At 66.9% G+C, this 23,400-nt stretch carries 19 protein-coding genes; 10 read left to right on the plus strand and 9 right to left on the minus strand.

Annotation, left to right across the window (positions count from 1 at the left end):
- Nucleotides 1-2 precede the first annotated feature (2 nt).
- From ACGFI1_RS39345 to ACGFI1_RS39355, 3 genes are all read right to left on the minus strand, one after another.
- Nucleotides 3-1,241, minus strand: coding sequence for a metallophosphoesterase family protein (locus ACGFI1_RS39345; RefSeq protein ID WP_392792784.1), 1,239 nt, complete (start codon nt 1,239-1,241; stop codon nt 3-5).
- 178 nt (nt 1,242-1,419) lie between these two features.
- Entirely contained in the window at nt 1,420-1,899 is a 480-nt protein-coding gene (locus tag ACGFI1_RS39350; RefSeq protein WP_392792786.1) for a DUF4352 domain-containing protein, read from the minus strand.
- A gap of 160 nt (nt 1,900-2,059) precedes the next feature.
- The gene (locus ACGFI1_RS39355) at nt 2,060-2,992 is read right to left on the minus strand and encodes an exonuclease domain-containing protein (RefSeq protein ID WP_392792787.1); all 933 of its coding nucleotides are present in this window, start codon (nt 2,990-2,992) and stop codon (nt 2,060-2,062) included.
- Between the two features lie 130 nt (nt 2,993-3,122).
- Here ACGFI1_RS39355 and ACGFI1_RS39360 point away from each other — a divergent pair, with 130 nt between their 5' ends.
- The 5 genes from ACGFI1_RS39360 (at nt 3,123) to ACGFI1_RS39380 (ending at nt 13,378) form a co-directional block, all read left to right on the plus strand.
- A complete protein-coding gene (locus tag ACGFI1_RS39360; RefSeq protein ID WP_392792788.1) occupies nt 3,123-5,186 on the plus strand; it encodes an N-6 DNA methylase in 2,064 nt (687 codons plus the stop codon).
- Between the two features lie 79 nt (nt 5,187-5,265).
- Nucleotides 5,266-7,269 carry a type I restriction-modification system subunit M gene (locus tag ACGFI1_RS39365; RefSeq protein WP_392792789.1) on the plus strand — a complete coding sequence of 668 codons (2,004 nt, stop codon included), beginning with the start codon at nt 5,266-5,268 and terminating at the stop codon, nt 7,267-7,269.
- Nucleotides 7,266-8,534, plus strand: coding sequence for a restriction endonuclease subunit S (locus tag ACGFI1_RS39370; protein WP_392792790.1), 1,269 nt, complete (start codon nt 7,266-7,268; stop codon nt 8,532-8,534). Before ACGFI1_RS39365 ends, ACGFI1_RS39370 begins: the two co-directional genes overlap by 4 nt.
- A gap of 3 nt (nt 8,535-8,537) precedes the next feature.
- The gene (locus tag ACGFI1_RS39375; protein ID WP_392792791.1) at nt 8,538-11,693 is read left to right on the plus strand and encodes a type I restriction endonuclease subunit R; all 3,156 of its coding nucleotides are present in this window, start codon (nt 8,538-8,540) and stop codon (nt 11,691-11,693) included.
- 113 nt (nt 11,694-11,806) lie between these two features.
- Entirely contained in the window at nt 11,807-13,378 is a 1,572-nt protein-coding gene (locus ACGFI1_RS39380; RefSeq protein WP_392792792.1) for a serine/threonine-protein kinase, read from the plus strand.
- A gap of 104 nt (nt 13,379-13,482) precedes the next feature.
- On the opposite strand, the gene ACGFI1_RS39385 is transcribed toward ACGFI1_RS39380, so the two are convergent.
- Nucleotides 13,483-13,881 carry an ATP-binding protein gene (locus ACGFI1_RS39385; protein ID WP_392792793.1) on the minus strand — a complete coding sequence of 133 codons (399 nt, stop codon included), beginning with the start codon at nt 13,879-13,881 and terminating at the stop codon, nt 13,483-13,485.
- A 135-nt stretch (nt 13,882-14,016) separates the two neighbouring features.
- Here ACGFI1_RS39385 and ACGFI1_RS39390 point away from each other — a divergent pair, with 135 nt between their 5' ends.
- Nucleotides 14,017-14,829, plus strand: coding sequence for a helix-turn-helix domain-containing protein (locus ACGFI1_RS39390; RefSeq protein WP_392792794.1), 813 nt, complete (start codon nt 14,017-14,019; stop codon nt 14,827-14,829).
- A complete protein-coding gene (locus tag ACGFI1_RS39395) occupies nt 14,820-15,008 on the plus strand; it encodes a DUF397 domain-containing protein (RefSeq protein ID WP_392792795.1) in 189 nt (62 codons plus the stop codon). Before ACGFI1_RS39390 ends, ACGFI1_RS39395 begins: the two co-directional genes overlap by 10 nt.
- Before the next feature lie 632 nt (nt 15,009-15,640).
- On the opposite strand, the gene ACGFI1_RS39400 is transcribed toward ACGFI1_RS39395, so the two are convergent.
- From ACGFI1_RS39400 to ACGFI1_RS39410, 3 genes are read right to left on the minus strand one after another with little or no spacing between them, the layout of a single operon-like run.
- Nucleotides 15,641-16,795, minus strand: a complete 1,155-nt coding sequence (locus tag ACGFI1_RS39400) for a hypothetical protein (RefSeq protein ID WP_392792796.1) — start codon at nt 16,793-16,795, stop codon at nt 15,641-15,643.
- Nucleotides 16,795-18,156, minus strand: coding sequence for an N-6 DNA methylase (locus ACGFI1_RS39405; RefSeq protein WP_392792797.1), 1,362 nt, complete (start codon nt 18,154-18,156; stop codon nt 16,795-16,797). The genes ACGFI1_RS39400 and ACGFI1_RS39405 overlap by 1 nt, the downstream gene beginning before the upstream one ends.
- Before the next feature lie 45 nt (nt 18,157-18,201).
- Complete coding sequence (locus ACGFI1_RS39410) at nt 18,202-18,384, minus strand: hypothetical protein (RefSeq protein WP_147339319.1); 183 nt, start codon at nt 18,382-18,384, stop codon at nt 18,202-18,204.
- A 423-nt stretch (nt 18,385-18,807) separates the two neighbouring features.
- Here ACGFI1_RS39410 and ACGFI1_RS39415 point away from each other — a divergent pair, with 423 nt between their 5' ends.
- Nucleotides 18,808-19,227 carry a WD40 repeat domain-containing protein gene (locus ACGFI1_RS39415; RefSeq protein ID WP_392792805.1) on the plus strand — a complete coding sequence of 140 codons (420 nt, stop codon included), beginning with the start codon at nt 18,808-18,810 and terminating at the stop codon, nt 19,225-19,227.
- On the opposite strand, the gene ACGFI1_RS39420 is transcribed toward ACGFI1_RS39415, so the two are convergent.
- Nucleotides 19,221-19,535: an NIPSNAP family protein gene (locus tag ACGFI1_RS39420; RefSeq protein ID WP_392792799.1), complete on the minus strand. Its 315-nt coding sequence runs from the start codon at nt 19,533-19,535 to the stop codon at nt 19,221-19,223. The genes ACGFI1_RS39415 and ACGFI1_RS39420 overlap by 7 nt on opposite strands.
- 503 nt (nt 19,536-20,038) lie before the next feature.
- Between ACGFI1_RS39420 and ACGFI1_RS39425 the strand changes: the two genes are divergently transcribed.
- Nucleotides 20,039-21,310, plus strand: coding sequence for a HEAT repeat domain-containing protein (locus ACGFI1_RS39425; protein ID WP_392792800.1), 1,272 nt, complete (start codon nt 20,039-20,041; stop codon nt 21,308-21,310).
- A gap of 123 nt (nt 21,311-21,433) precedes the next feature.
- Here the strand turns inward: ACGFI1_RS39425 and ACGFI1_RS39430 are convergent, their stop codons facing one another.
- The gene (locus ACGFI1_RS39430; protein ID WP_392792801.1) at nt 21,434-21,808 is read right to left on the minus strand and encodes a VOC family protein; all 375 of its coding nucleotides are present in this window, start codon (nt 21,806-21,808) and stop codon (nt 21,434-21,436) included.
- A gap of 768 nt (nt 21,809-22,576) precedes the next feature.
- Between ACGFI1_RS39430 and ACGFI1_RS39435 the strand changes: the two genes are divergently transcribed.
- A complete protein-coding gene (locus ACGFI1_RS39435) occupies nt 22,577-23,086 on the plus strand; it encodes an HIT family protein (RefSeq protein ID WP_392792802.1) in 510 nt (169 codons plus the stop codon).
- Nucleotides 23,087-23,400: the final 314 nt, after the last annotated feature.

Consider the following 23,400-nt stretch of genomic DNA (forward strand, 5'->3'; position numbering starts at 1 on the left):
GGTCACCGCGCTTCCTGCAGCAGGGACTCCACGAGCTGGTAGGCGTCGTCGGCCAGGCTCCTGAGCCACGCCGGGTCCGTCGAGGCGATGCCCTCCGGCCCTTTGATCTCGCGCGGGATGCGTCCGATGAGCGGGTGGGCGGAGAGCTTGGCCATGAGGCCGTCCGGGTCGGCGCCGAGCACGGAGAGGGTACGGCGAAGATCGGTCAGGTGTCCGGAGGTGCCTTCGCCGGGGTCGCCGCCGTCCTCGCTGGACGTGCGGACCTTGACCTTCTCCAGCCACAGGTTCGGGTGGTGGCCGGCCGCCGCCCGCAGCTCGTTGAGGATCCGTTCGCGGTCTCGCCACAGTGCGGTGTGCGCGGACGTCGTGCCGGTGAGGGTGACGCGGACGGCGGTCAGCCTCTCCTCCGGAATCTTCTGGAAGCACTCGGCGGCGAGGCCGAGCACCTGGTCGATGTCGTCGCGTCCCGTGACGTCGATGTCGAGCCGCTCCCAGCGGGCGGTGTCCAGGTCGTGGTGTTCGACCGATTCGACGCGGAGGTCGCCGTCGACGGTGACGACGATGCAGCCCTTCGGACCGGTCTCGCGGGCGTGCCGTCCCTGAATGTTGCCGGGGTAGACGATCCACGGCTCGTCCCGGACGATCTGCTGCGTGTGGACGTGGCCGAGCGCCCAGTAGTCGTAGTCCCGAGCTTCCAGGTCCGCGACGGTGCAGGGCGCGTACCGCTTGTGCTCGCGGTAGCCGCCGTCCAGACCCGTGTGCAGCAGCCCGAGGTTGAACAGGCCGCCGTCCGGCGGCGGGTACCCGGCGGCGAGGTTGTCGGTGAGGTCCCATTGGGCGAACCCCTGGCCGTGGACGGCGAGTCCGACGTTCTCGTCCCGGACGGTCTCGGGCCTGTTCGTCGCGAAGACGTGCACGTTGTCGGGAAGCCTGAGCGAGCGCATCGTGCGGTTCTGCGCGTCGTGATTCCCCGAGACCATGTACACGCGGATGCCGGCACGTCCGAGGCGCGCCATCTGTCCGCTGAAGTAGAGCCCGGTCTGGTAGTCCTTCCAGTCCCCGTCGTAGACGTCGCCGGCCAGGAGGACGGCGTCCACGGGCAACTCGATCGCGAGCCGGACGAGGTTCTCCAGGGCTCGTCGAGTGGCCAGGCGCAGGTCTTCTTCAGGCGCGCCCTCGTAGGCGGAGAGTCCCCGTAACGGGCTGTCGATGTGAAGATCGGCGGCATGCAGGATCTTCATGGTCTCCTCGTTCGCGTTGCACCCGGAGCGCAGCGTCCAGTGGTCCTGTGGCGAGGGGACGAAAGGAACGCTAGCCCGGCGTTGTGGCCTATCCACACAAAGTGACGAAACAGTTGTCTTGTGGCGGCAGGGGCCGAATATGCAGCGGCTCTCGGCCCACCACCCGCCCTTTTCCTGTTCAGGAGGCGACCTCGGCGCGGGCGGCCTCGTCGAACAGGGGGTTGGTCATCGCGACGATCTTGGGGCGGAAGCTGCCCTTCGCGCAGACCAGGCCCGTCGCCTTCTCACCGGGGGCGAGCTCCGTGGTGGCGATCTGCCCCTCGTAATCGCCGAGGGCGTCGCTGGTGTCGTGCTTGGTGCCGCCGGTGTCGGTGATGGAGAAGTAGAGCGGGTTGACGTCGAGCTGCTTCTTGGTCTGGTTGGTGACGGTGACCTTGACGCAGGACAGGGCGCCACCGTCGCTCAGGATGCTCTTGCTCGCGCGCGCCCGCTTGGCGGTGAGCTTGATCGGGAAGGTCTTCTTGCCCTTGGTCGCGGCGCCGCTCTTCTCCGCGGACGTGCCCGGGTCGGCGGACTGGACGGCGACCGGATCCTCCTCCAGCTCGCAGCCGGCGGTCAGGACGGCGACCGCGACGAGGCCGATGATGATCTTGCGCATGGTGTGCTCCTTGATGCTGTTCGGACGCGTCCTTCACGGACGCATCACCAGATGGGGGCGCTAGGGAAGTGCCGCCGCCCGCCGGTGCCGGGCTGGAACAGCGGGCGGCGGCGCATATCGAGGGTGGAAGCGGAGGCCGGGGAGCCTCTGCCCGGATTGGTCAGCCGTCGGCCGCCGCGAGCAGTTCGTGGAACTCCTCGTGGTCGATGACGGTGATGTCGCGACCGGCGTCGCGGAGCTTCTGCGCCTTGGCGTGCTTGCCGGTCTTGGTCGCCCCGGGGGCGAGCTGGTGGGGCTTGACGCCGCCGAGCACCAGCAGGTCGACGGACCCGGTGACGTCACGGACCGTCCGGGCTCCGAGGGCCGCGATCCGCTTGGCGGCCTCCGCTCTCGTCATGCCGGGCAGTGACCCGGTGAAGCAGACGGTGAGCCCGTAGAACGGGTTGTCCGGGTCGGCGTCGGGGGCGGCGTCCGGGGACGGCTCGGGCGGCGCGCCTCCCCGGTAGGCGCACCCCTGGCGGACGCCGCCGCGGTAGGAGCCCATCCGGATCCTGTGGACGGCGAGGAGGCGGTCGAGCGAGTCCGTCCCCTGCCGCCTCAGCGCGGCGAGCATCACCTGGGCCGCGGCTCGCGCGTCGGCGCCGGCGTCGTGGTGGCGGGCCAGTTCGATGCCCAGCGCGCCGGCGAGCACCGGGAGCTTGTACGACAGCAGGCCGTTCCAGGCCCGCCTCGCGAGGACGAGCGTGCAGGCGAAGCGGAGGTCCGGGACGGCCAGGCCGCTCGCCCGGCTCGCGTCGGCGAGCACCCCGATGTCGAAGGCCGCGTTGTGCGCCACGAGCGGGGTGCCGTCGGCGAACTGGACGATCCCCTCCAGTGTCTCCGGCCAGCCGGGGGCGCCCCTGACGTCGTCCGCCGTGATGCCGTGGATTCCGATGTTGCGCGCTTCGAAGTGGTCGTAGCCGTCGGGGGGCTTGATGAACGATGACCACTCCTCGACGATCCGCCCTCCCTTCACCTTGACGAGCCCTACCGAGCACGCGCTTCCCCGCAGGGAGTTCGCCGTCTCGAAGTCGATCGCCACCCACCCGGTCATCCGTCGCTCCTCACGCCGAGCCGTTGAAAGCATCACCATGAGAGCATGACGTGAAAGCACTGTCAAACAGCTTTAGCGCTTTGGATGATGTACAGTGGCGATGCTCCCGAAAGCTGATGAGGATGATCCGATGGCATCGCAGAGCGAACAGCTGACCGCCGCCGAGATCTCTCGGCTCGCCGGCGTCACGCGGGCGACCGTGAGCAACTGGCGCCGGCGCCACCCCGACTTTCCGCAGCCCAGCGGCGGGACGGAGGCGAGCCCGAGCTACGACCGGCGGCAGATCGAGGCATGGCTCGACGCGCGGGGCCGCCTCCCCGCGCGCTCGTCCAGCGACGACCTGCGGGCCCACCTGCGCGGCCGCGCGCCGCGCGAAGCCGAAGGCGTCGCGCTGTTCACGGCGCACCTGGCCGGGCTGGACGCCGGGAAGCGCGCCGCAATCGCAGCGTTGAACGACGGCGAGCTGACGGCGTTGTACGCGGAAGCGGTCGCGTCGGCCGGGGTCGGCGAGCCAGCCCACACCGACGTCCCCGCGACACTCCTCCGTGCGGCAGCACAGGTCACGCAGCAGGAAGGCCCGCTCGCCGTCTTCGACGTCCTTGACGAGCACACCGAGGCGCCAATCGGCATCCGCGGGACGCATCCAACACCAGACGTACTCGCCGACCTGATGGCCGCGCTGGTGACGACCGGGGGCCCGCGTGTCCGCAGCGTCCTCGACCCGGCCTGCGGCGGCGGACGCCTGCTCGCCGCGGTCGCCGCCGCGCTTGAGCCCGGCGCGGCCGTGCACGGCCAGGAGTACCGTCCCATCACCGCATCCCAGGCCAGGGCCCGGCTGGCGGAAGCGGCCCCCAAGACCTCAGCGGACGTACGGACCGGCGATAGCCTCCGCGACGACGCCTTCCCCGGCCTGCATGTGGACGCCGTGGTGAGCAACCCGCCCTACGGCGACCGCGAGTGGGGGCACGACGACCTGGCACTCGACGTCCGGTGGGCGTACGGCGTACCGCCGCGCTCTGAGCCGGAACTCGCCTGGGTCCAGCACGCTCTGGCGCATCTGGCCGAGGGCGGCCACGCCGTGCTCCTGCTGCCGCCGGCGACCGCGTCACGACCGTCCGGCCGCCGCATCCGGGCCGAACTGCTCCGGCAGGGGGCGCTGTACGGGGTCATCGCCCTCCCGGCCGGCCTCGCCGTACCGCACCACATCGGGCTTCACCTGTGGATACTCCGCGGCCCCGAGCCCGACCGCCCCGGCCGCGACCTGGTCCTGCTGATGGACGCCTCCGACGAGTCCGCCTCCACCGGCCTCCACGAGACGATCGTCGGCACCTGGCAGGCGTTCACCGAGCCGGCCGACCCCGCCGAGTTCACCGAGATCCCGGGAACCGCGCGCGCCGTCCCCGCGATCGACCTCCTGGACGACCTCGTCGACCTCTCACCCGCACGGCACGTCCGCACGGCACCGGTGATCACCCCGGACGCGGCCCTGCGCGACGTCGCACAGCTCATCGAGCGCCTCAAAGCAGACATCGCAGCACTCACCGGCGCCACCGAGATCGGACCGCTCTCCTCGGCCGGCGAGACGAGCCGCACCTGGCGCACCGCCACCATCGCCGACCTGGCCCGCGGCGGCGCCCTCGCCGTCCACAGGGGAACGCGAGCCGCGTCGGCCGACTTCGTGGCCGCCGACCTCGCGGACCGTCCCGTCCTGCGGGCGCGCGACCTGATCGGCGGGACGCGCGCCAGTGGCGACGCGCGCGAAGTGCACCTGGCCGATCCGGTCGCCCTCGAGGCGGGAGACGTCCTGGTCACGCAGGTCGTCGGCCCGCAGGGCGTCGCGACGCGCGTGGTGGGCGAGGACGACGCCGGATGCCTGCTCGGCAACGGCGTGTTCCTGCTACGGCCCGACCCGGCGCGCCTCGATCCCTGGTTCCTCGCCGGGTTCGTCAGCGCGCCGGACAACATCAGCCAGGCGACGACCGGCAGTTCCACTCCCCAGCTAGTGGCGTCCCGACTGCGCGTCCCACTGCTACCGATCGGCGAGCAGACCGCTTACGGTCATGCTTTCCGCCAAGTCGACGCACTCCGGAGCACCGCACGGAACGCCGCGAACTGCGCCGATGAGACAGCCGGCCTCATAGCCGCCACCCTCAGCAGCGGCGCGCTGATTCCCCCGACGACAGAGTTGCCGTGAGCCCCAGCGCAGGCCGTCGTCCATGCCCCAAACTTGAGAATCCCTGCTCCGCAGGCTGCCACATCCGGAAGGGAACCCCTTGAACCACAGCAAGCACACCGAACTGGTGAATCACGCCTGGTCGGTCGCCGACCTCCTGCGCGGAGACTTCAAGCAGTCGGACTACGGCAAGGTCATCTTGCCGTTCACAGTGCTGCGCAGGCTGGAGACCGTCCTGGAGCCGACCCGGGCGGCCGTCCAGGAGACGGTCAAGCGGTTCGAGGGCAAGGACATGGACACCGACCGGTTCCTGCGCCGCGCGTCGGGACAGTCGTTCTACAACACCACGGGCTACACCCTCGCGAAGATCGCCAATGACCCGGAGCACGCGGCGACGAACCTCACCAAGTACATCGCGGGCTTCTCCCCGAACGCGCGGGAGGTGCTGGAGAAGTACGAGTTCGCCCAGCAGATCAAGCGGCTGGACGGCGCGAACCTGCTCTACAAGGTCGTCGGCCGCTTCGCCGACCTGGACGTCCGCCCCGAGGTCGTGTCCAACCACGCCATGGGCTACTTCTTCGAAGACCTCATCCGGCGCTTCTCGGAGCTGTCGAACGAGACGGCCGGTGAGCACTTCACGCCGCGCGAAGTCATCAAGCTGATGGTGAACCTGCTGGTGGCGCCGGACGCCGACGCGCTCAGCGTCCCCGGCATCGTACGCAGGGTGCTGGATCCGGCCTGCGGCACCGGCGGGATGCTCAGCACGACGCACGAGTACATCACGTCCCTCAACCCGGACGCGACAGTCGAGGTGTACGGGCAGGAGCTCAACCCCGAGTCGTGGGCCATCTGCCGGTCCGACCTGATGATCAAGGACCAGGAACCGGACAACATCGCGTTCGGCAACTCCTTCAGCGACGACGGCCACCGCACCATGAAGTTCGACTACATGCTGGCCAACCCGCCGTTCGGCGTCGAATGGAAGAAGGTCAAAGAGGAGATCGAGCACGAGCACGAGACGCTCGGCGAGTCGGGACGCTTCGGGGCCGGGCTCCCGCGCATCAACGACGGCTCGTTCCTGTTCCTCCAGCACATGATCTCGAAGATGAAGCCGCGGGAGACCGGCGGCAGCCGCATCGCGATCGTCTTCAACGGCTCCCCGCTGTTCACCGGCGCCGCCGAGTCCGGCGAGTCCCGGATCCGCCAGTGGATCATCGAGAACGACTGGCTCGAAGCCATCGTCGCGCTGCCCGACCAGCTCTTCTACAACACCGGCATCTCGACGTACTTCTGGATCGTCACCAACCGCAAGCACCCCGACCACGAGGGCAAGGTCGTCCTGCTGGACGCCCGGGACTACTGGCAGAAAATGCGCAAGTCCCTCGGCGACAAGCGCAAGGAGATCGGCGACGGCCTGGAGGGACGTCCCGACCACATCGCCGAGATCACGCAGCTCTACGGCGACGCCCTGGAGGTCGCCGCAGACCCCGAGCACCCGCTCCACGGCAAGGTGAAGGTCTTCCGTAACCAGGACTTCGGCTACCGTCGCATCACTGTCGAGCGCCCCCTCAAGCTCCGCTTCGAGTTGACCGACGAGACCTTGGCCGCGCTTGAGGCGGCCAAGCAGGTTCAGAAGCTCGGCTACGCGGAAGCTCTCATCAATGCGGTGCGCCCCCTCCTCGGCACCACCTGGCCGACCAAGGCGGAGATGCTGAACGCCCTCATGGGCGCGGTCGTCGACGCCGGCCTCCAGTGGCCGCCCGGCGCCCCGTTCGCCAAGGCCGTCCGCGACGCCATCGGCGTCCGCGACCCGGAAGGCGAGACCCAGTACGTGCGCAAGGGCGTCATCGAACCCGACACCGACCTCCGCGACTACGAGAACGTGCCGCTGGACGAGGACGTCGAGGAGTACCTCAAGCGCGAAGTCCTCCCACACGTCCCCGACGCCTGGATCGACCACACCAAAACCAAGATCGGCTACGAGATCCCCTTCACCCGCCACTTCTACGTCTACAAACCCCCGCGCCCCCTCAGCGAGATCGACGCAGAACTCAAGGCCCTCGAAGCCGAAATCCAGGCCCTCCTCAGTGAGGTGACCGAGTGAGTATCCAGCTTCCCCCCTTGCCCGAAACTTGGTCAACGACCCGAGTGGACCGAGTCGCTTCCGTAAATGCCAGGATCGGCTGGAAGGCCCTGACGGCCGATGAATATCAACTAGATGGATACGCCTTTCTTTCCACACCCAACATCAAAACTCAAGAGATTGACTTCAAGAACGTCAACTTCATAACTGAAGAGAGGTATGAAGAATCTCCTGAACTGAAGCTCCAGAAGGGCGACGTCCTACTCGCCAAGGACGGCAACACCCTTGGGATCGTTAACATCGTCAGATTTCTCCCCCGGTCGGCTACGGTAAACGGATCGATCGCAGTCATTAGACCGTTCGGCATCGACCCTACGTTTCTGAAATATCTTCTCGAAAGTCAATTCATACAAGCGACGATTAATCAACTCAAAGGAGGAATGGGGGTTCCGCATCTCTTTCAATGGGATATCAAGCGCCTGCCCGCTCCCCTGCCTCCTCGTCAGGAGCAGCGGCGCATCGCCGACTTCCTCGACGTCGAGACCGCCCGCATTGACTCTCTCGCAGCAGCACGCAAGAAGATGGCAAGCTTGCTGGCGCTTAAACGTGAACGCCTAATAGAATCGAACCTCCAACTCGATTCCGCCATCCAAGAGGCTAAAGTTACACCTCTCAAGTATCTCGCAGCGGAAGTGACGGTCGGCATTGTCATAACTCCCGCCAAATGGTATGTCACGAACGGAGGCGTGCCTGCTCTCCGCGGGACTAACGTAAGACCTGGAAGAATAAGTGGAGCTAATCTAGTAAAGATTAGCGATGCGGGTCACCTTGAAAATCGAAAATCACGCCTGCGATCGGGCGACCTGGTCATTGTGCGAACCGGTCAGGCAGGCGCCGCTGCGGTAGTTCCGTCCGCTCTTGACGGCGCAAACTGCATCGATCTGATAATTATTCGACCTGGACCCGCACTCTCTCCTCGATACCTGGAATATGTTCTCAATTCTGGCTATGCACGGCGACACGTCGAAGAATATTCAACGGGAAGTATCCAGGCGCACTTCAACGTCGGGGCGATGAAACAAATACCCATCCCCTCCATTCCCCGGAAATATCAGGACAGGTTGGTGGCCGCTATAGACGATGCCGTCGCTCGGATCGATAGGCTCAGCGAACGGATCCAGGACCAGGCGACCCTGCTAATGGAGCGGCGGCAGGCGTTGATTTCGGCGGCGGTTATGGGGCAGTTCGATGTGTCCACGGCGTCCGGTCGTGGGGTTACGGAGTAGGGCATGAGTCCGGTGCATGACGAGAGGGCGTTCGGGGACGCGATCGTCGCGGCGATGCTCAAGGGCGGCTGGCAGGAAGGTGATCCGCGGGATTACCGACCGGAGCTTGGGCTGGACACGCGGCAGCTCTTCACGTTCATCGGGGACACCCAGGGCGACGAGTGGGAGCGGCTCGTCATACTCTACGGGAACAGCACCGGGGCCGCGCAGCTCGGTTTTGCGAAGCGGCTCGACAAGGCGATTGCCGAGGACGGGGTGCTCACCGTCCTGCGGAAGGGCGTGAAGGACCGGGGGGTCCTGATCCGGGTCGCCTACTTCAAGCCGAACCTTGTGCTGGACGACTCCGTCTTGGACGAGTACCGGGCCAACCGGCTGACGGTCGTGCGCGAGCTGGAGTACGCGACCAAGCAGGCGGACAAGGGCAACCGGCTCGACCTGGCGCTGTTCGTCAACGGGATTCCGGTCGCGACGGCCGAGCTGAAGAATCCGCTGACCGGGCAGGGCGTCGAGCGGGCCAAGGAGCAGTACCGCAGCGACCGTGATCCGAGTGAGCTGATCTTCCGGCACCGGGTGGTGGCGAACTTCTGCGTTGACCCGGACCTTGTGTTCGTCGCGACGCAGTTGCGGGGGCAGAAGACACGGTTTCTGCCGTTCAACACTGGCTCTGAGGGGCCAGGCCAACCTGGCGGCGCGGGCAACCCAGCGCCGGTCGAGCCGGGGACGTACGCGACCTCGTACCTCTGGACGCGGATCTGGGAGCCGGGCACCTGGCTGGACATGCTCCAGCGGTTCGTCCACGAGCAGAAGACGAAGAGCGCCGGCGGGCGAACGAGCAAGACGCTGATCTTCCCGCGCTACCAGCAGTGGGACGTGGTCACGAAGCTCATCGGGCACGCCGCCCGCTACGGGGCCGGTCACAACTACCTGGTGATGGCGTCCGCCGGGTCGGGCAAGTCGAACACCATCGCGTGGCTGGCGCACCGGTTGTCGTCGTTGCACACGTCGGTGAACGCGGCCGAGCTTGCCCCGGAGGCGGTGGCGAACGGGGTCGAGCCGGGGACGCCGGTCTTCGACAAGGTCATCGTCATCACCGACCGGCGGAACCTGGACGCCCAGCTGCGGGAGACCATCGGCGCGTTCGAGCAGACCGCGGGGCTCGTGGTGAAGATCGACGAGAAGATCGGCGCCAAGTCCGAGCAGCTCGCGAAGGCGCTGTCCCAGTCGTCCGGGAAGATCATCACGGTGACGCTGCAGACGTTCCCGGCGCTGATCGACTTCCTGCGGCGCAACCCGACCGAGATCGCCGGGCACCGCTTCGCGATCATCGTGGACGAGGCGCACTCCTCCCAGTCCGGGGACGCGGCGACGGCGGTCAAGGCCGCTCTGCGCGACCTGGGCCTGGACGCCGACTCCGACGACGAGGGCGCCACGACGGTCGAGGCCAAGCTGGAGCGCAGGGCCGCGCAACGCTCGCAGGCGTCCAACCTGTCCTACTTCGCGTTCACGGCCACGCCCAAGAGCAAGACGCTGGAGCTGTTCGGCACGCAGGACACCGTGGACGGCAGGCCGACGTACCGGCCCTTCCACACCTACTCGATGCGGCAGGCGATCGAGGAGGGCTTCATCCTCGACCCGCTGCGCAACTACGTCACGTACGACACGTACTGGAAGCTCGTCAACAAGAACCCCGATGACCGCGAGGTCGACCCGTCCAAGGCGAACACGCTGCTTGCGCGGTACGCGATCACGCATCCATCGACCGTCGCGCAGCACGCGAAGATCATCGTTGAGCACTTCCGGGCGCACACGCAGGGACGGCTCGGCGGACGCGCCAAGGCCATGGTGGTGACCGCGTCGCGCAAGAGCGCCGTGCAGATGTCCCGTGCGATCAAGCAGCACATCGATGACATGGGATACGGCATCGGTGTCCTGGTGGCGTTCTCCGGCTCGCTCACGTACGAGAAGGAAGAGGTCACCGAGTCCAAGGAGAACGGTGGCCTGCCTGAGAGCGCCCTGCCCAAGGCGTTCGCGTACACGCGGGCCGACGACCTCAGCACGCAGACGGGCGGACGCGGAAAGCCCGAGTATCGAATCCTCGTCGTCGCCGAGAAGTACCAGACGGGTTTCGACCAGCCCTTGCTGACGACGATGTACGTCAACAAGAAGCTGGCCGGTATCTCCGCCGTCCAGACGCTGTCCCGGCTCAACCGGACCGCCGACCGCAAGAGCCAGACCGACCTGGCGGTCGTGGACTTCGTCAACGACGCCGAAGACGTCCAGGACGCGTTCCGGCCGTACTACGAGGAGGCGATGACCCTCCCCTCGGACCCGAACCTCCTCTACACCGCGCAGAGCCGCGTCATGTCGGCGCAGATCCTCGCCAACGCGGAGATGGACGAGTTCGCCCGCGCCTACCTCGAAGCCGAGGAGAAGGCCGGTGGCTCGACCGCGCGTTGGGAGAAGCTGCACGCCGAGTTGTACCGGCTCCTGAATCCTGCCGTCGTGCGCTTCACCGCGCTGATCGACAGCGAGGACGAAGACGACCACGAGATCGCCGAGGACTTCCGCGCGAACCTCAACGACTACGTGCGCAAGTACGGGTTCCTCTCGCAGATCGTCCCGTACCGCGACGCCGAGTTGGAGCGCCTCCACCTGTACGGACGGCACCTGCTCAACCGGCTTCCCCGGCGCGCCGACGGCGGTGTGGACATCGGCGAAGTCGACCTCAGCCACATGCGGGTCGAGAAGACCGGCGAGCACGATCTCAGCCTCACTCCCGAAGGCGCCACCGTGGTCAAAGGCTTCGGAGAAGGCGCCGGCGGTGCCCAGGAGCCGGAGAAGTCGCCGCTGGAGGAGCTGATCGAGAAGTTCAACGCCAAGTTCGGCACGGACTTCACCGAAGAGGACATCATCCAGCCGTTCGAGGAGGCGATGGCCGACCCCAAGGTCAAACAGGCCGCGGTCGCCAACAACGACCAGGAGAACTTCGGAGTCGTCTTCGACAAGGTCTTCGAGGACAAGATGATGGACCACGTCGACACCATCGCCACCCTCGGCGAGAAGTATTTCGGTTCCGACCCCGAGTTCAAGTCGTCCCTGAACAGCCGTGCCCGCCGTGCGGCATGGCAACTGCTGCGCGAACAGGCCGGAGTCGCCTGATCGCTCGCCCGTCCGGCCGTTCCCCGAGCGGATCGGAGGACGGCTGGACAGGCAATCTCTCCCCTCGGGAGACTTGACCAGGGCAAATTAGGGCGACTGCACGCGGAGCGAGGATGCCGGTCAGGACCATTGCCGACCGCTATGAACTGATCGAGGAGATCGGTTCTGGAGGCATGGGCACGATCTGGCGCGGCTACGACACCGTCCTGGACCGCGAGGTCGCTGTCAAGGCCATCCGCCCCGACATGCTGTTCACTCCCGAGCGCATCGCCGACCTGGCCGAACGGTTCCGCCGCGAGGCGCGCGTCACCGCCCGCATCCAGCACCACGGCGTCCCCCAGGTCTACGACGCGGTCCTGAACGCCGACTCCGCGGATCGCCTCTACCTGGTGATGCAGTACATCAAGGGTAGGAACCTGCGCTCCTACATCGACCCGGCCGATCCGCTGCCGATCGCCTGGGCCGCCGCGACGGCCGCGCAGATCGCCACCGTCCTGTCTCACGCGCATGCGATCCCGGTCGTCCATCGGGATCTGAAACCGGACAACGTCCTGGTGACCGATGACGGCACCGTCAAAGTCCTCGATTTCGGCATCGCCGCGATCCTGCGCCGCGACGTCACCAAGATCACGGTCACCGGCGCACCGATGGGCACCAGCCGCTACATGTCCCCTGAGCAGGTCAACGCGGCCCAGGTGACGCCGCAGAGCGACCTGTACGGGCTGGGTTGCGTCCTGCACGAACTCCTGGCGGGGGCCCCGGTTTTCGACGGCAACAGCGAGTTCGAACTCTGGAAGCAGCACAGCACTGCCGAACCCGAGCGGCTAAGCAAGCTGCGTCCGGAAGTGCAGCCAGAGCTTGAGGAACTGGTCCTGGACCTGCTCGCCAAGAAGCCTGAGCAGCGGCCGGCGGACGCCTACACCGTCTATGAGCGCCTTCTCCCGTTCCTTCCGTCCCCCGGCTCACCGGCGCTCGCCACGAGCCGGCGGCTCGGCGAGATGCCCGACCCGACGCTCCTCTACCGGCAGCCGAACGCCCCGCGCCGCCGCACGAGCCGGCCTTCCCCCATCCCTGCGCCGCCGACCGTGCCGCACGCACCGACCACGCCGCCGACCCAACTCCGCAACGCCATCGACGACGCTCTCCGGCGCTCCACCCAACTCCTCGGCTCCGAGCGGTTCGCGCAGGCCGCCGACGTCGTTGAGGCCGTCATCAGCCCAGCCGCCAAGATGCTGGGCTCCGAAAGCCCCGACCTGCTCAAGCTCCGCTTCCACCGTGCTCTGATCCTCTATCTCGGTGGAGATTCGCGGACGGCGCTGCCGGAGTTCGACGCTCTGTCCGATGCCTACGCACGCACCGCCGGGCCGTCCAGCGATCGTGCCTTGGGCTCCCGCCGCTACGCAGCTCTCTGCCGCGCGAACCTCGGCCAGAACACCGTCGCGCTGGACCAGTTCCGCCGCCTTCTCGAAGATGTTGCCAACGCCGACAGCCACGCCAGCGAACTCGCACTCGACATTCGGCACAGCATCGGCATGCTCCTGCTGTCCGCCGGTGACAAGGCCGCCGCAGAGAACGTCTTCGAGACCCTCTATCAGGACCACCTCGTCATCAACGGTCCCGACGACGAACGCACCCGCGAGATCGCCGACATTCTCACCCGTATCCGCCTCCCCACGTCCCCATAGCCCTCCGCAGGTGGACGCGGATTCCGCTGCGTCCGAGCGCCGGAAGGAAGGCGTCCAGTAGATAGCGGAGGGGCGGACGGGAGGGAACGCCCCTCCGCTGGTCTTCAAGTACGGTCGATGACCGCGAAGACGACCTTGCCAGCGTTGTCTGCCAGGGCGCGGATACCCCAGCAGCGGGCGTACTGGTCGACGATGAACAGGCCCCGGCCCGTCTCGCTGGACGTGTCGGCCGCCAGCATGTGCGGCAGGCTGCACGCGGCGTCCTGGACCTCCATCCACAGCGCGTCGTCCTCGGTCCGGCTCAACCGCAGGATCACGTCGTCGTCGGTCGCGGACGTCGCATGCTGCAGGGCGTTGGTCACCAGCTCGCTGGCAACCAGGCACGGCACGAAGTCGTCCATCCCGTACACGCCGGTGACCAGCCGCACGAACTCCCGGATCTCCGCGACCACCTTGAGGTCCTGCTTCACCACCATCTCGTTCTCCACCGCCGCCTGACCCATAACCTCTCCTCACTGTGTGTGGCGTACAACACACAGTGAGCCACTTTTCTGGCTACGATGCGGTTGCCATCGAAAGGTGGCAAACAAAGGAAGATCACTCCCCGTTCAGGCACCTTCCACTGAGAGGCAGGAGCCATGCCCCCGCGACGTCCCCGGCGTCCCAGCGAATCCCCCGCCCTCATCGCCTTCGGCCGTCAGATGCGCCGACTGCGCGAAGCCAAAGGAATCAAGCAGGAGACCATCGCCCACCTGACGCAGGTCAGCGGCCCACAGGTCAGCAAGATCGAGAACGGCAAGAAGCGCGCCACCCGCGCCTTCGTGGAATGCGTGGACGAGTACCTGGAAGCCAACGGCGCACTCATCAACCTCTGGGAGGACCTCAACAAGGACGGCCACCCCGTCCCGATCTGGTTCGACTGGCCCCAGATCGAGGCCGACGCGGTCATGCTGATCTGCTGGCAGCACTCCGTCGTCCCTGGGCTCGCCCAGACCCCCGAATACGCGCTCGCCATCGTGCACGGCAACCAGGAGGCCGCAGACCTCCGGATCAAGCGCCAATCCATCCTCACCAGGGACGACGAGCGCGGTCCGGCGATCGTCGTCTTCCTGATCGACGAGCAGGTGCTCTACCGCCAGGTCGGGACCACCGAAACGATGAGCAAGCAGCTGGAGCACCTGATCGAGATCAGCATGATGCCCAACATCACCGTTCAAGTAGTGTTGGGCAGCGGTGAGCACGACGGCAACATGGGCGCCTTTGTACTCGCGACCATGGAGGATCGGAGCGAGGTGGCGTACGCCGAAACGGCCATTCGCTCGATCACGACGGACGACCCCGCCGACCTCTCCGTCATGGCTCGAACGCTGGTCGACCTCCGTTCACGTGCACTCACACAAGAGCAGTCACGCGAGCTGATCAGGAAGGTGGCTCAAGAAAGATGGACCTGACGAACACCAAGTGGCGCAAGAGCAGTTACAGCGGCTCTAACGCTGCCGAGTGCGTCGAGCTGGCGGACGTGGCCGGTGCGGTGGCTGTGCGTGACAGTAAGGACCCCGACGGCCCCGTCCTCCTGCTGACCCGCGCGGCCCTGCGCACCGCCGTCCAGTCCGCCCTCAACACCCACTGACCACCCCGGCACTGACCACCTCAGCAGCGGCACGATTTGTTGGGTCACGGTGGGTCGTCCAGCCCCCGGCCTGGATGTCCCACCAGCCCAACTCCTCGCACAGGCCGCCGGCTGCGCCTGTTCCTGGACGCAGACGTCAACCACATCCCGTCACGGCACCTCCCTAGAGGGAATGCGCGACGTCTGCCGACAGGTGGGCTTCATCGAGCGAGATGGAGCACTGCTGCGGACCGGTGCCCGCACAAGATCGCGTCCTCGGCGTTCAGCACGAGCAGCCGCCCGTGCCAGGGCGCGGTGCCCCTACGTCGCCGGGCGGACGGGAGTGACGGCGTCCCGCAGGCACTCGTACGCCAACGGTGCTGCCTGAGCACCAGCGCAGCGATGTGGTGACGAGTTGCCAACCCACCTCAGACCGTCCGAAGGCCGACGCTCAGTCGCCTGCGGCATCCCGGAGGCGTCGGCTTCGTGGCCGAGAAGGGCGCGCTCCAGTCACCGGCGTCGGAACCGAGGTACGGCTGAGACGCGGGCAGCCGAGAAGGGAGAACTCCCGGCGTCCCTGGCATCACGTCACCTGAGCCGACCGGAGTCCGTCCCCCGTCCCCTCCGGAAGGGGTGATCCGAGGGTCATGGCGTCAGATGCGTGCTGCGATCGAGGACATGTCCCGCAGCACCCGATCGAGCAATTCCTCCAGCAGCCGATTCTCCTCAAGGGCCGCACGGGCTCTGTCGTGAAGGGGTTCGACCACTTCCTGGAACCGCCTGCGAACCTCGGGGTCGGGCCAGGGCAGTTCCAACCGTGAGAACGCGCGCCGGCTGATCTCCCTTGCCTGCCGACCTTGCGCGATCTTAGGAAGCTCCTCACTTCTGGAACGCAGCTCGTGCAGCAGCCACCAGCAGTCCGAGGGATCGGACGGGCGCACCGCGAGCACTCCCCGACCGGGGGTGGTCGGCGACCAGGTCAGTGCTGCGCGGGCCCCCTCGGGTCGTGACGCGACCAGTACGGTTCCCGGATCGCAGACGTCCCCCGGCTCGGCACGCGTTTCCCGTCCTCCCTCGATGTAAGGCGGATCCGCACGCAGGACGTCGGCCGGCGCTATCCGGCACGTCGCGACACCGCTCACGGCGGCCTGGGACGGGCCTGGCCGCCCGGTCATGATCGAAGTGATGGCACCGAATGTGGAAGGCACCCATGATTGTCGCTGCCGTCGCGTCAGCATGGCGTGATGAGCGTCGGCCAAGGCGACAGCGTCCGCGGCGATCCGCAGGTTCAGATCCCTCTTGTCCTGGATCAACTCGACAAGTCGGCTGAGGGTCCCGATTTGTCCGGGTGGAGGGACGACCACCTCCATCGCCCTCAGCCGGTCGATGCTCAAGGTCGGCTCGACATGCGCCGACACATGCCGGTCGAACCAGGCGCGGGCGACCGGCGTCTGGAACCAGATCTTCAGCCAGCGGGTGATGTGGTGGTCGCGTGCGCGGAGGATGCCGACCGAGCGCGTCGTCACCCAGCCGGTATGGCGCTGGTCGATCAGCGCCGCGTCACCCACCCGGCGGACGAGTACCACGACCAGGTCGCCCTCGGCGAGGACGGCACGGCTGTCCTTGCCGTCCAGCGGTGCGGCAGGGTCCGGCGGGGACGTCCAGAGGCGGCCGTCGCGAACGTCACCGGCTCTGATCACCCCTCGGCCGCTGGGGAGCTCGTTTTCCGGAAGCCCGTAGGTGACCTTCCGGTCCGCTACCTCCTTCACCGTTTTGCGCTGCCAGCCCTCACCATCGAGTGCGCGCATCACAGTTCGTCCAAGACTTGAAGCAGGTTGGCCTCCAGGGCGCGCGACTCCTTGAACTTGTCCCGGAGTCCGGCGGCGAGCTCGTCGATCCGCCGCTGCTCCGGGGCATCGCTGATGCCGGGCTCATCGGTGTACCTCGGCGGCTGCAGGTCGTATCGCTGATCGGCGATCTCCTCGGCGGTGACGGAACGGCACCGACCGGCCTCGTCACGGTATTGCCCATCCACCTCTCGCCATGCCGCGAGTGTCCGCAGCACCTGCTCGACCCCTTCCGGGCTGAGGCGACGCTTACGCCTCGGCGCCTGTTCGTACGCCTTCCGCGCGTTGATGAAAAGCACCTTGCCCTGACGATCACTGCTGCCCCACTCATCGCGGGGACCCTTGTCGGTGTTGAGCAGCCACAGGCAGCAGGGGGCCCGGCTGTGGGCGAACAGGCCCGGTGGCAGCGCCACCACACATTCGACGACGTCCTCCTGGACGAGCCGTCCGCGCACCCGCTGCTCCACCTGTCGTGCCCCGGTCGCGGCCCCCTCCGCCATGAGAATCGCCGCTCTGCCCCGAGGAGCGAGCGCGTGCACGATGTGGAGGATCCATGCCAAGTTCGCATTGTCCTGCGGGGGCGCCGCCTCGTCCGGCCACCTCGGGTCGTCCGTGCGCGGTCCGGCACGCCACGATCCGTTGAACGGCGGGTTGGCCAGGACGATGTCATAGGACGACTCGGCGGGCCGCGCGAGACTGTCCATCGGTGGAAGAAGCCGCGCGTCCAGGTTGCGGGCGTCCAGGTTCATTCGCGCCACATGGAGCGCGGAGGCGTGCACGTCCTGGCCGGTCAGTTCGAGATTCGACGGCCTGCCCGTGCGCTCGGACACGTGGCGGTCGGCGCCGATGAGCAATCCGGCTGAACCGCACACCGGATCAAGCACCCGGTGGCCTTCCTGAGGATCGACCGCTGCCACCATCAACCGCACGACGTCGTTGCGGGTGAAATAGTCCCCGCTTTTCGCCTTCGCTTCGGACAGGTCCTGAAAGCATTGGTCCAGGCAATCATCGGTGCGGCCGGCTCGGTGGATCGCCTTGACCAGGCGACGCAGCGCGTCGTCGGCCGTTGGAGGAAGACGCGGCACGAACCCGTGGCCTTCCTCGTCCTGGTACCGGGGCAGGCATTCTCGTACCGAAAGCCCCATCTGCTGAGGCTTGTACGTTTGGGCCAGGAGCCAGTTCCACAAGGTATGCTGGTCGCTCTGCGGGTTGTATCGTGCCTGGTCCCTCAGAATCATGAGTCCGGCCACGACACGGCAGGCGTCGTGAAACTCTAGAAGGTTCCCCAAGTCACGTACTGGGATACGGATTTCAGGCGGCATCTCTACTCCTCCTGGTGGACGGTCGCGCTGTCCCCGCGTCCTTGTTCACGCGATGCCGCCCGTTTTCATGAGCAGGACGACCACCGGCACCGCGGCGGCGAAGGCAGCGGCCCCGGCTGCGATGGACCCGATGACCCGGCCACCGTCGAGCCACTTCAGGAATGCGGCCAGCAGTGCCGCGATCAGCGCCACCAGGATCACCACGACCACGATGAGTACTCGCTCCATCTGCGGCTCCATCTCTACTGGGCGCGCGAAGCCGGCGGACGGTCGCGCGGGTTCCGGTGCGGCGGGCGGTCATTCCCGTCCGACACGAGAACAGTAGGAGGCTACGGCGCAGCGCTCATGGAGCACGTTGTTTGGGTTTTTCCTAGCGCCAGATTGATGTCTATCTTTAGAGGTATGTCCGGTTCTGGCGGCGTCGAAGGGTCTCCCTCACTTGCGGTAGGGGCGCGGGAACGGGCGCAGGCGGCCTTCCCCGGAGGCGCGTCAGCAGGAACAGTCGCGGCGTCTCGAATCGCGAGTCCCCCACCGGGACGCACCTCGGCTCGACCTCCGACGACCGCACCGCCCGCATCTGGGACATCCATAACCCCGGCGAGGCCGTGACGCTGCGCGGCCACGCCAACTGGGTCGACGACATCGCCTGGTCTGCCCGACGCACGCCGGGTCGTCACCGGCTCCGCCGACGGCACGGCTCGCGTCTGGGACACCACCACCGGCGAGCAACTGGCCGTCCTCGACGCCCACGAGGCCCGCGTCGCCGGCGTGGCCTGGTCACCCGACGGCTTCATGATCGCCACCGCGTCCTACGACCGCACCGTCCGTCTCTGGGCGGGCAGGACCTACACCGAGATCGGCGTGATCGGTGTCCATCGGGGCCCGGTCGTCTCCGTCGCCTGGACTCCGGACAGCCAGACCGCCATCTCCGCCTCCCTCGACGGCACCGCCCGGCTCTGGCCCTTCGACGTCGACCTCGACGTCCTGAAATCCAAGGCCGAGGCACGCGTGTTCCGCCCGCTGGCGCAAGAAGAACGCCTCGCCCACCTGCTCCCCGAGCCCGATCAGTAGACCTGCTCGACCACCCGCACGTCCCGATCGACCAGGTACTCGGACGGGTCCAGCCCCATCGCCTCCCGCTCCGGCGACGCCCAGTACCGCTGGTTCGCCTCCTCGAACGTCCCCTCCCCCTCGTACCAGATCACCCACACGAACCGGCTCCGCTCGTGATCAAGCCAGGCACCCCCGATCCCGAACCCCAACTTCAACCGCAGCGGCACCACCGACTCCCGCCACCTGGCCGCCCACTCCTCGAGCAGCCCTTCCCTGATCGTGTACGTCCTCAACTGGACGGTCTTCGGCACGATGCCCCTTTCCATCTGGAATCCGCAGCGTCGGCCAACACCCCGCCGCGAAACTCAGACAACCACGGGCCCACCCCGTCGGGCATCCCAACCTGCGGTCCTGGCGGTCGCCCTCCCGGCCGCCTGCGCGCCGCGATCGCTCCGCCTCCCTCCGGCATGACGGACATCACGCTCACCGAGCACGGGTCGGCGGGGTCGCTGCCCTTGTCCGGAACACAGGCAGGGTGAGTACTTGATCGAACTCGGGGCGCTCCTGCTGAAGGTAGGCGTGGACAGCGGCGCGTGACGCAGCACGCCATCACAAGGAGCATGAGCGTCAGGGGCAGGACCTGGCACAAGTGGCCGCGGTTTCGGTAGCGCCCGCAGAACTTGAGCCGCCCGCTACGATCGCGCGCTCATGCCGATGACCGGACGCTGCCGCGTGCCCAGTCGGCTGAGAGGAAGAGGTGTACCTTTAGCCGATCCTGAAAATGGGTGCTCGAAAGATTCTTCCCGCACAGGTCGACCGGGGGGTGGATATGGACATGCAGTTGTCACGAATAAAGGCGAAACTCGGCGAGGTGGCGAACTCGCCTGGCCGGTTCACCTCGTTCGGCGCCGAGAAGCACGCCTACCGGCTGAATCCGCCGGTGCCGGAGTCAAGCGTCGCCGCGTTCGAAGCCGGGCACGGCATCGTCCTGCCGGAGAGTTACCGCAGGTTCATCACGGAACTCGGCGACGGAGGCGCAGGCCCTGGCTACGGACTCCTGACACTGGCCCACGCCTACGGGGAGGTATCCGACTCCTTTCCCGGCCATCTGGCCGAGCCGAGCCCGTTCGTCCCCGGAACTCGGTACGCCCAAGGCTGGTGGGACGATTTCTGGGGGCCGGACGACCGGCCGGATCCGCTGCAGGGCACACTGGCGGTCGTCCACCACGGCTGTACGAGCTATACCCAGCTTGTCGTCTCCGGCCCCGGACACGGACGCCTCGTCAACGTCGATCTCAACGGCGTTCCGGCACCGTATGTGCTTGAAGACGAAGATTTTCTGTCGTGGTACGAGCGGTGGCTCAACGAATTGCTCGCCGGCTATGACGTGACCTGGTTCGGCGAGAAGATCCCCGGCGATGAAACCGGGCTGCTCGGCATCCTCGCCGACGCCCCGTCTCCACATCGGCGCGCCCGGGCGGCGCGTTCACTGCGTGCCCTGCGTGCCCTGCCTGTCATCTCCCAGACCGCGGCAGAGGCCCTCGCCAGAGCGGCCACTGATGCCAGCCCGCTGGTGCGGGAAGCGGTCATGGAGGTTGCTTGGCGTTCCGAGGTCAGGTCGATCAAGTCTGCGGCACGGGCGGCGCTGTCCGATCCAGAAGCACCCGTACGAGCTGAGGCGATCAGTGTGCTGCGTGCGCTCGGGACCGCGGACGTCGCCGAGCGGGCCCGGCTGCTACTCGCCGATCCGGATCGGGAGGTGCGCTGGAGGGCAATGTGGGCGCTGGCCGACAGCGGCCGGATGATCGCGGCTGATTTGGCACCCCTCATCACCGGACATGATGCCAGGACACGAGAATCAGCGACGTACTTTCTCATCCGGGCGCAGGGCGAGGCGCACGGCCTGCTCGCCCGAGCTCTCGGCGACGAGAACCCGGCAGTACGCCGCCAGGCGGTACAGACAGCAGAACAGCGGAATGAGCGGACGCTCCTGACCAATATGGAACGCATGCTGCAGATCGAAGTCGACGGCTATGTCCGGGTCAATCTCGACCGTGTCATTGCCGCCTGGTCTGGTGACCGGCCACATCGGCTGGGGTGACACGGACGAGGCGTGAGGCGCATCAGCGGGCGCGCTCGGGACCGCCTTGCGGCGCGCCGAACTGAGCGTCCTCCTATGCCGCAGATCGTGCGCGGGGACGTCCGCCATAGCCAAGGGCGGACACTACTGGCGCGACTGGGCGGGCGCCTCGGCGAGCGACAGGCTGTTCCCGTCCGGATCGAGCACGACGACGTGGCGCACGCCGTTGCCGTACGTCTCCACCGGTTCGTGGCCGATGCCGTGCGCGGCGAGGCGCGCCAAAGTCTCGTCGAGGTCGTCGACCCCCAGCGTGACCATTGCCGTGCCTACCCTCTCGGCCCGCACGTCCCGCTCTTCGACAACGACCCACGCGTTCTCACCGACCTGCCACAGGAACTCCTCGCCACCGCGGTTCCCGGAACTCATCGGAGCAAGCGCGCCCAGCCCGCCGACCTTCGCATCGGGCCAGTGCTGTCCAGGCTGCACCAGATTTCTTGAGCACGGCCTGAGCTCGTCCACCTGCCCCAGAGGCCCTGCCAAGGGGACGCCAGATGACAGCCCAACCCACGGGGTCAGGAAGTTGTGAGGAGGTAGCGGGCAAGGATGACGTCGCCAACGGGGCCGTGACTGACCTTGCGACCACGGCTCATGACGAGACGGGCCAGGCACCGGACGGCGGCGTCGATCACGCCGGCGTCGGTGTCGGGGGCTCTGCTGCCGCAGATGGCCAGGTGCACAGTGGCTGTCGGAGGGCCGGGGAACTGGCCGAGGCTCGGTAGATGAGAGCCGAGCCTGGAGGGCGGCGGGCCGTCCAGACGACGGTTCACACGATCAGGCAGGACTGCTCGATGCACCCCCCGATCCCGAACCCCGGCTTCGCAGCGCGAGCCCAGCCCCGTACTGGAAGCCGACCCCGGACACAAGATCTCCCGAGCACAAAGCGCTGCTGCCTCGGCCGGAGGCTGAGCCTCTCTGACCACGTCCGATGCCGATCGCGCCGACCGGCTGTCACCGACCGACACCCTGGAAGCGGCTATTTTCGCGCAGCAGAAACCTTGCAGTCCGAAACGCAAGAGTCGTAACGTGTTCTAGTGGGCGGATACGACATTTGTGACTTAGTCAACTGTCAGGATCTACCGTGACCTCGATGACTCCTGTGACTGTTCGCCTTCGGACAGCGACGCCAGCCGCTACCATCTGCGAAGTCTTGACCTCACACCCGCTGCACAATTGACCACCGGTCGTCGCATACCCATACATTTGGGCGATAGGGGAGACTCGAAACACATGGTCATCGGACATACGGCTAGAGAAGGGCCGAGCAGGGGATTTCGACACCTGATCGATCTCCTCCTGGGGCGCCGTCGGCATGTGAAGGGCAGGTCCCAGTCCCGGCCTCTCGAGGTCACCACAGACTGCCTCTTCTGCCAGGTGGACGACCCGTCACTCAACAGCATCCTCTGCGAGAACGACTTATTCTATGCGCGCTTTGATAACTTCCCTGCCAATCCTGGACATATCGAGATAGTCCCCAGGAGGCATGTCGTCTCGTTCTTCGATCTGGACGAACAAGAGGTCCTCAGCGCCTACACCTTGATGCGCACCGCACGGGGCCTCATCGACGAGAACTACTTTCCCGAGGCCTACACGATCGGTATCAACGATGGCAAAGCGGCCGGGCGGAGCATCGATCATTTGCACATCCATCTGATCCCTCGGCACCATGGCGATGTCGATGACCCCCGTGGGGGTATACGCCGGGCCGCTCCCAACTCCGACCCGGACGCCTGGCAATGACGCGGGCTATCGCGTTCCGATCGCGATGAACCAGCCCGCACGGCCTGCGAAGCGAACGTGAACGTCGGAGAAACCGGCCGCCTCCAAGCAGCCCGTGAACGCGTCCGGATCGACGAACGTGAACCAGCGCCGCCCGTCCAGTGATCCGCCCTTCCTCCAGCCCTCGCCGTCCCCGATCCGCATGCTTATCGCCGCGACGCCCGCCGGGGCCAGGACACGGAGCTAATTCCAACTTCATTGGCCCTGGTGGTGAAGGGTGAGGATGGCTTGGACGGTGGCGGTGAGGCGGCTGGGTGAGCAGCGGGCCTTGCGCA

Origin of the sequence: Actinomadura geliboluensis (genome assembly GCF_043197915.1) — a bacterium.
GTDB lineage: Bacteria > Actinomycetota > Actinomycetes > Streptosporangiales > Streptosporangiaceae > Spirillospora > Spirillospora geliboluensis.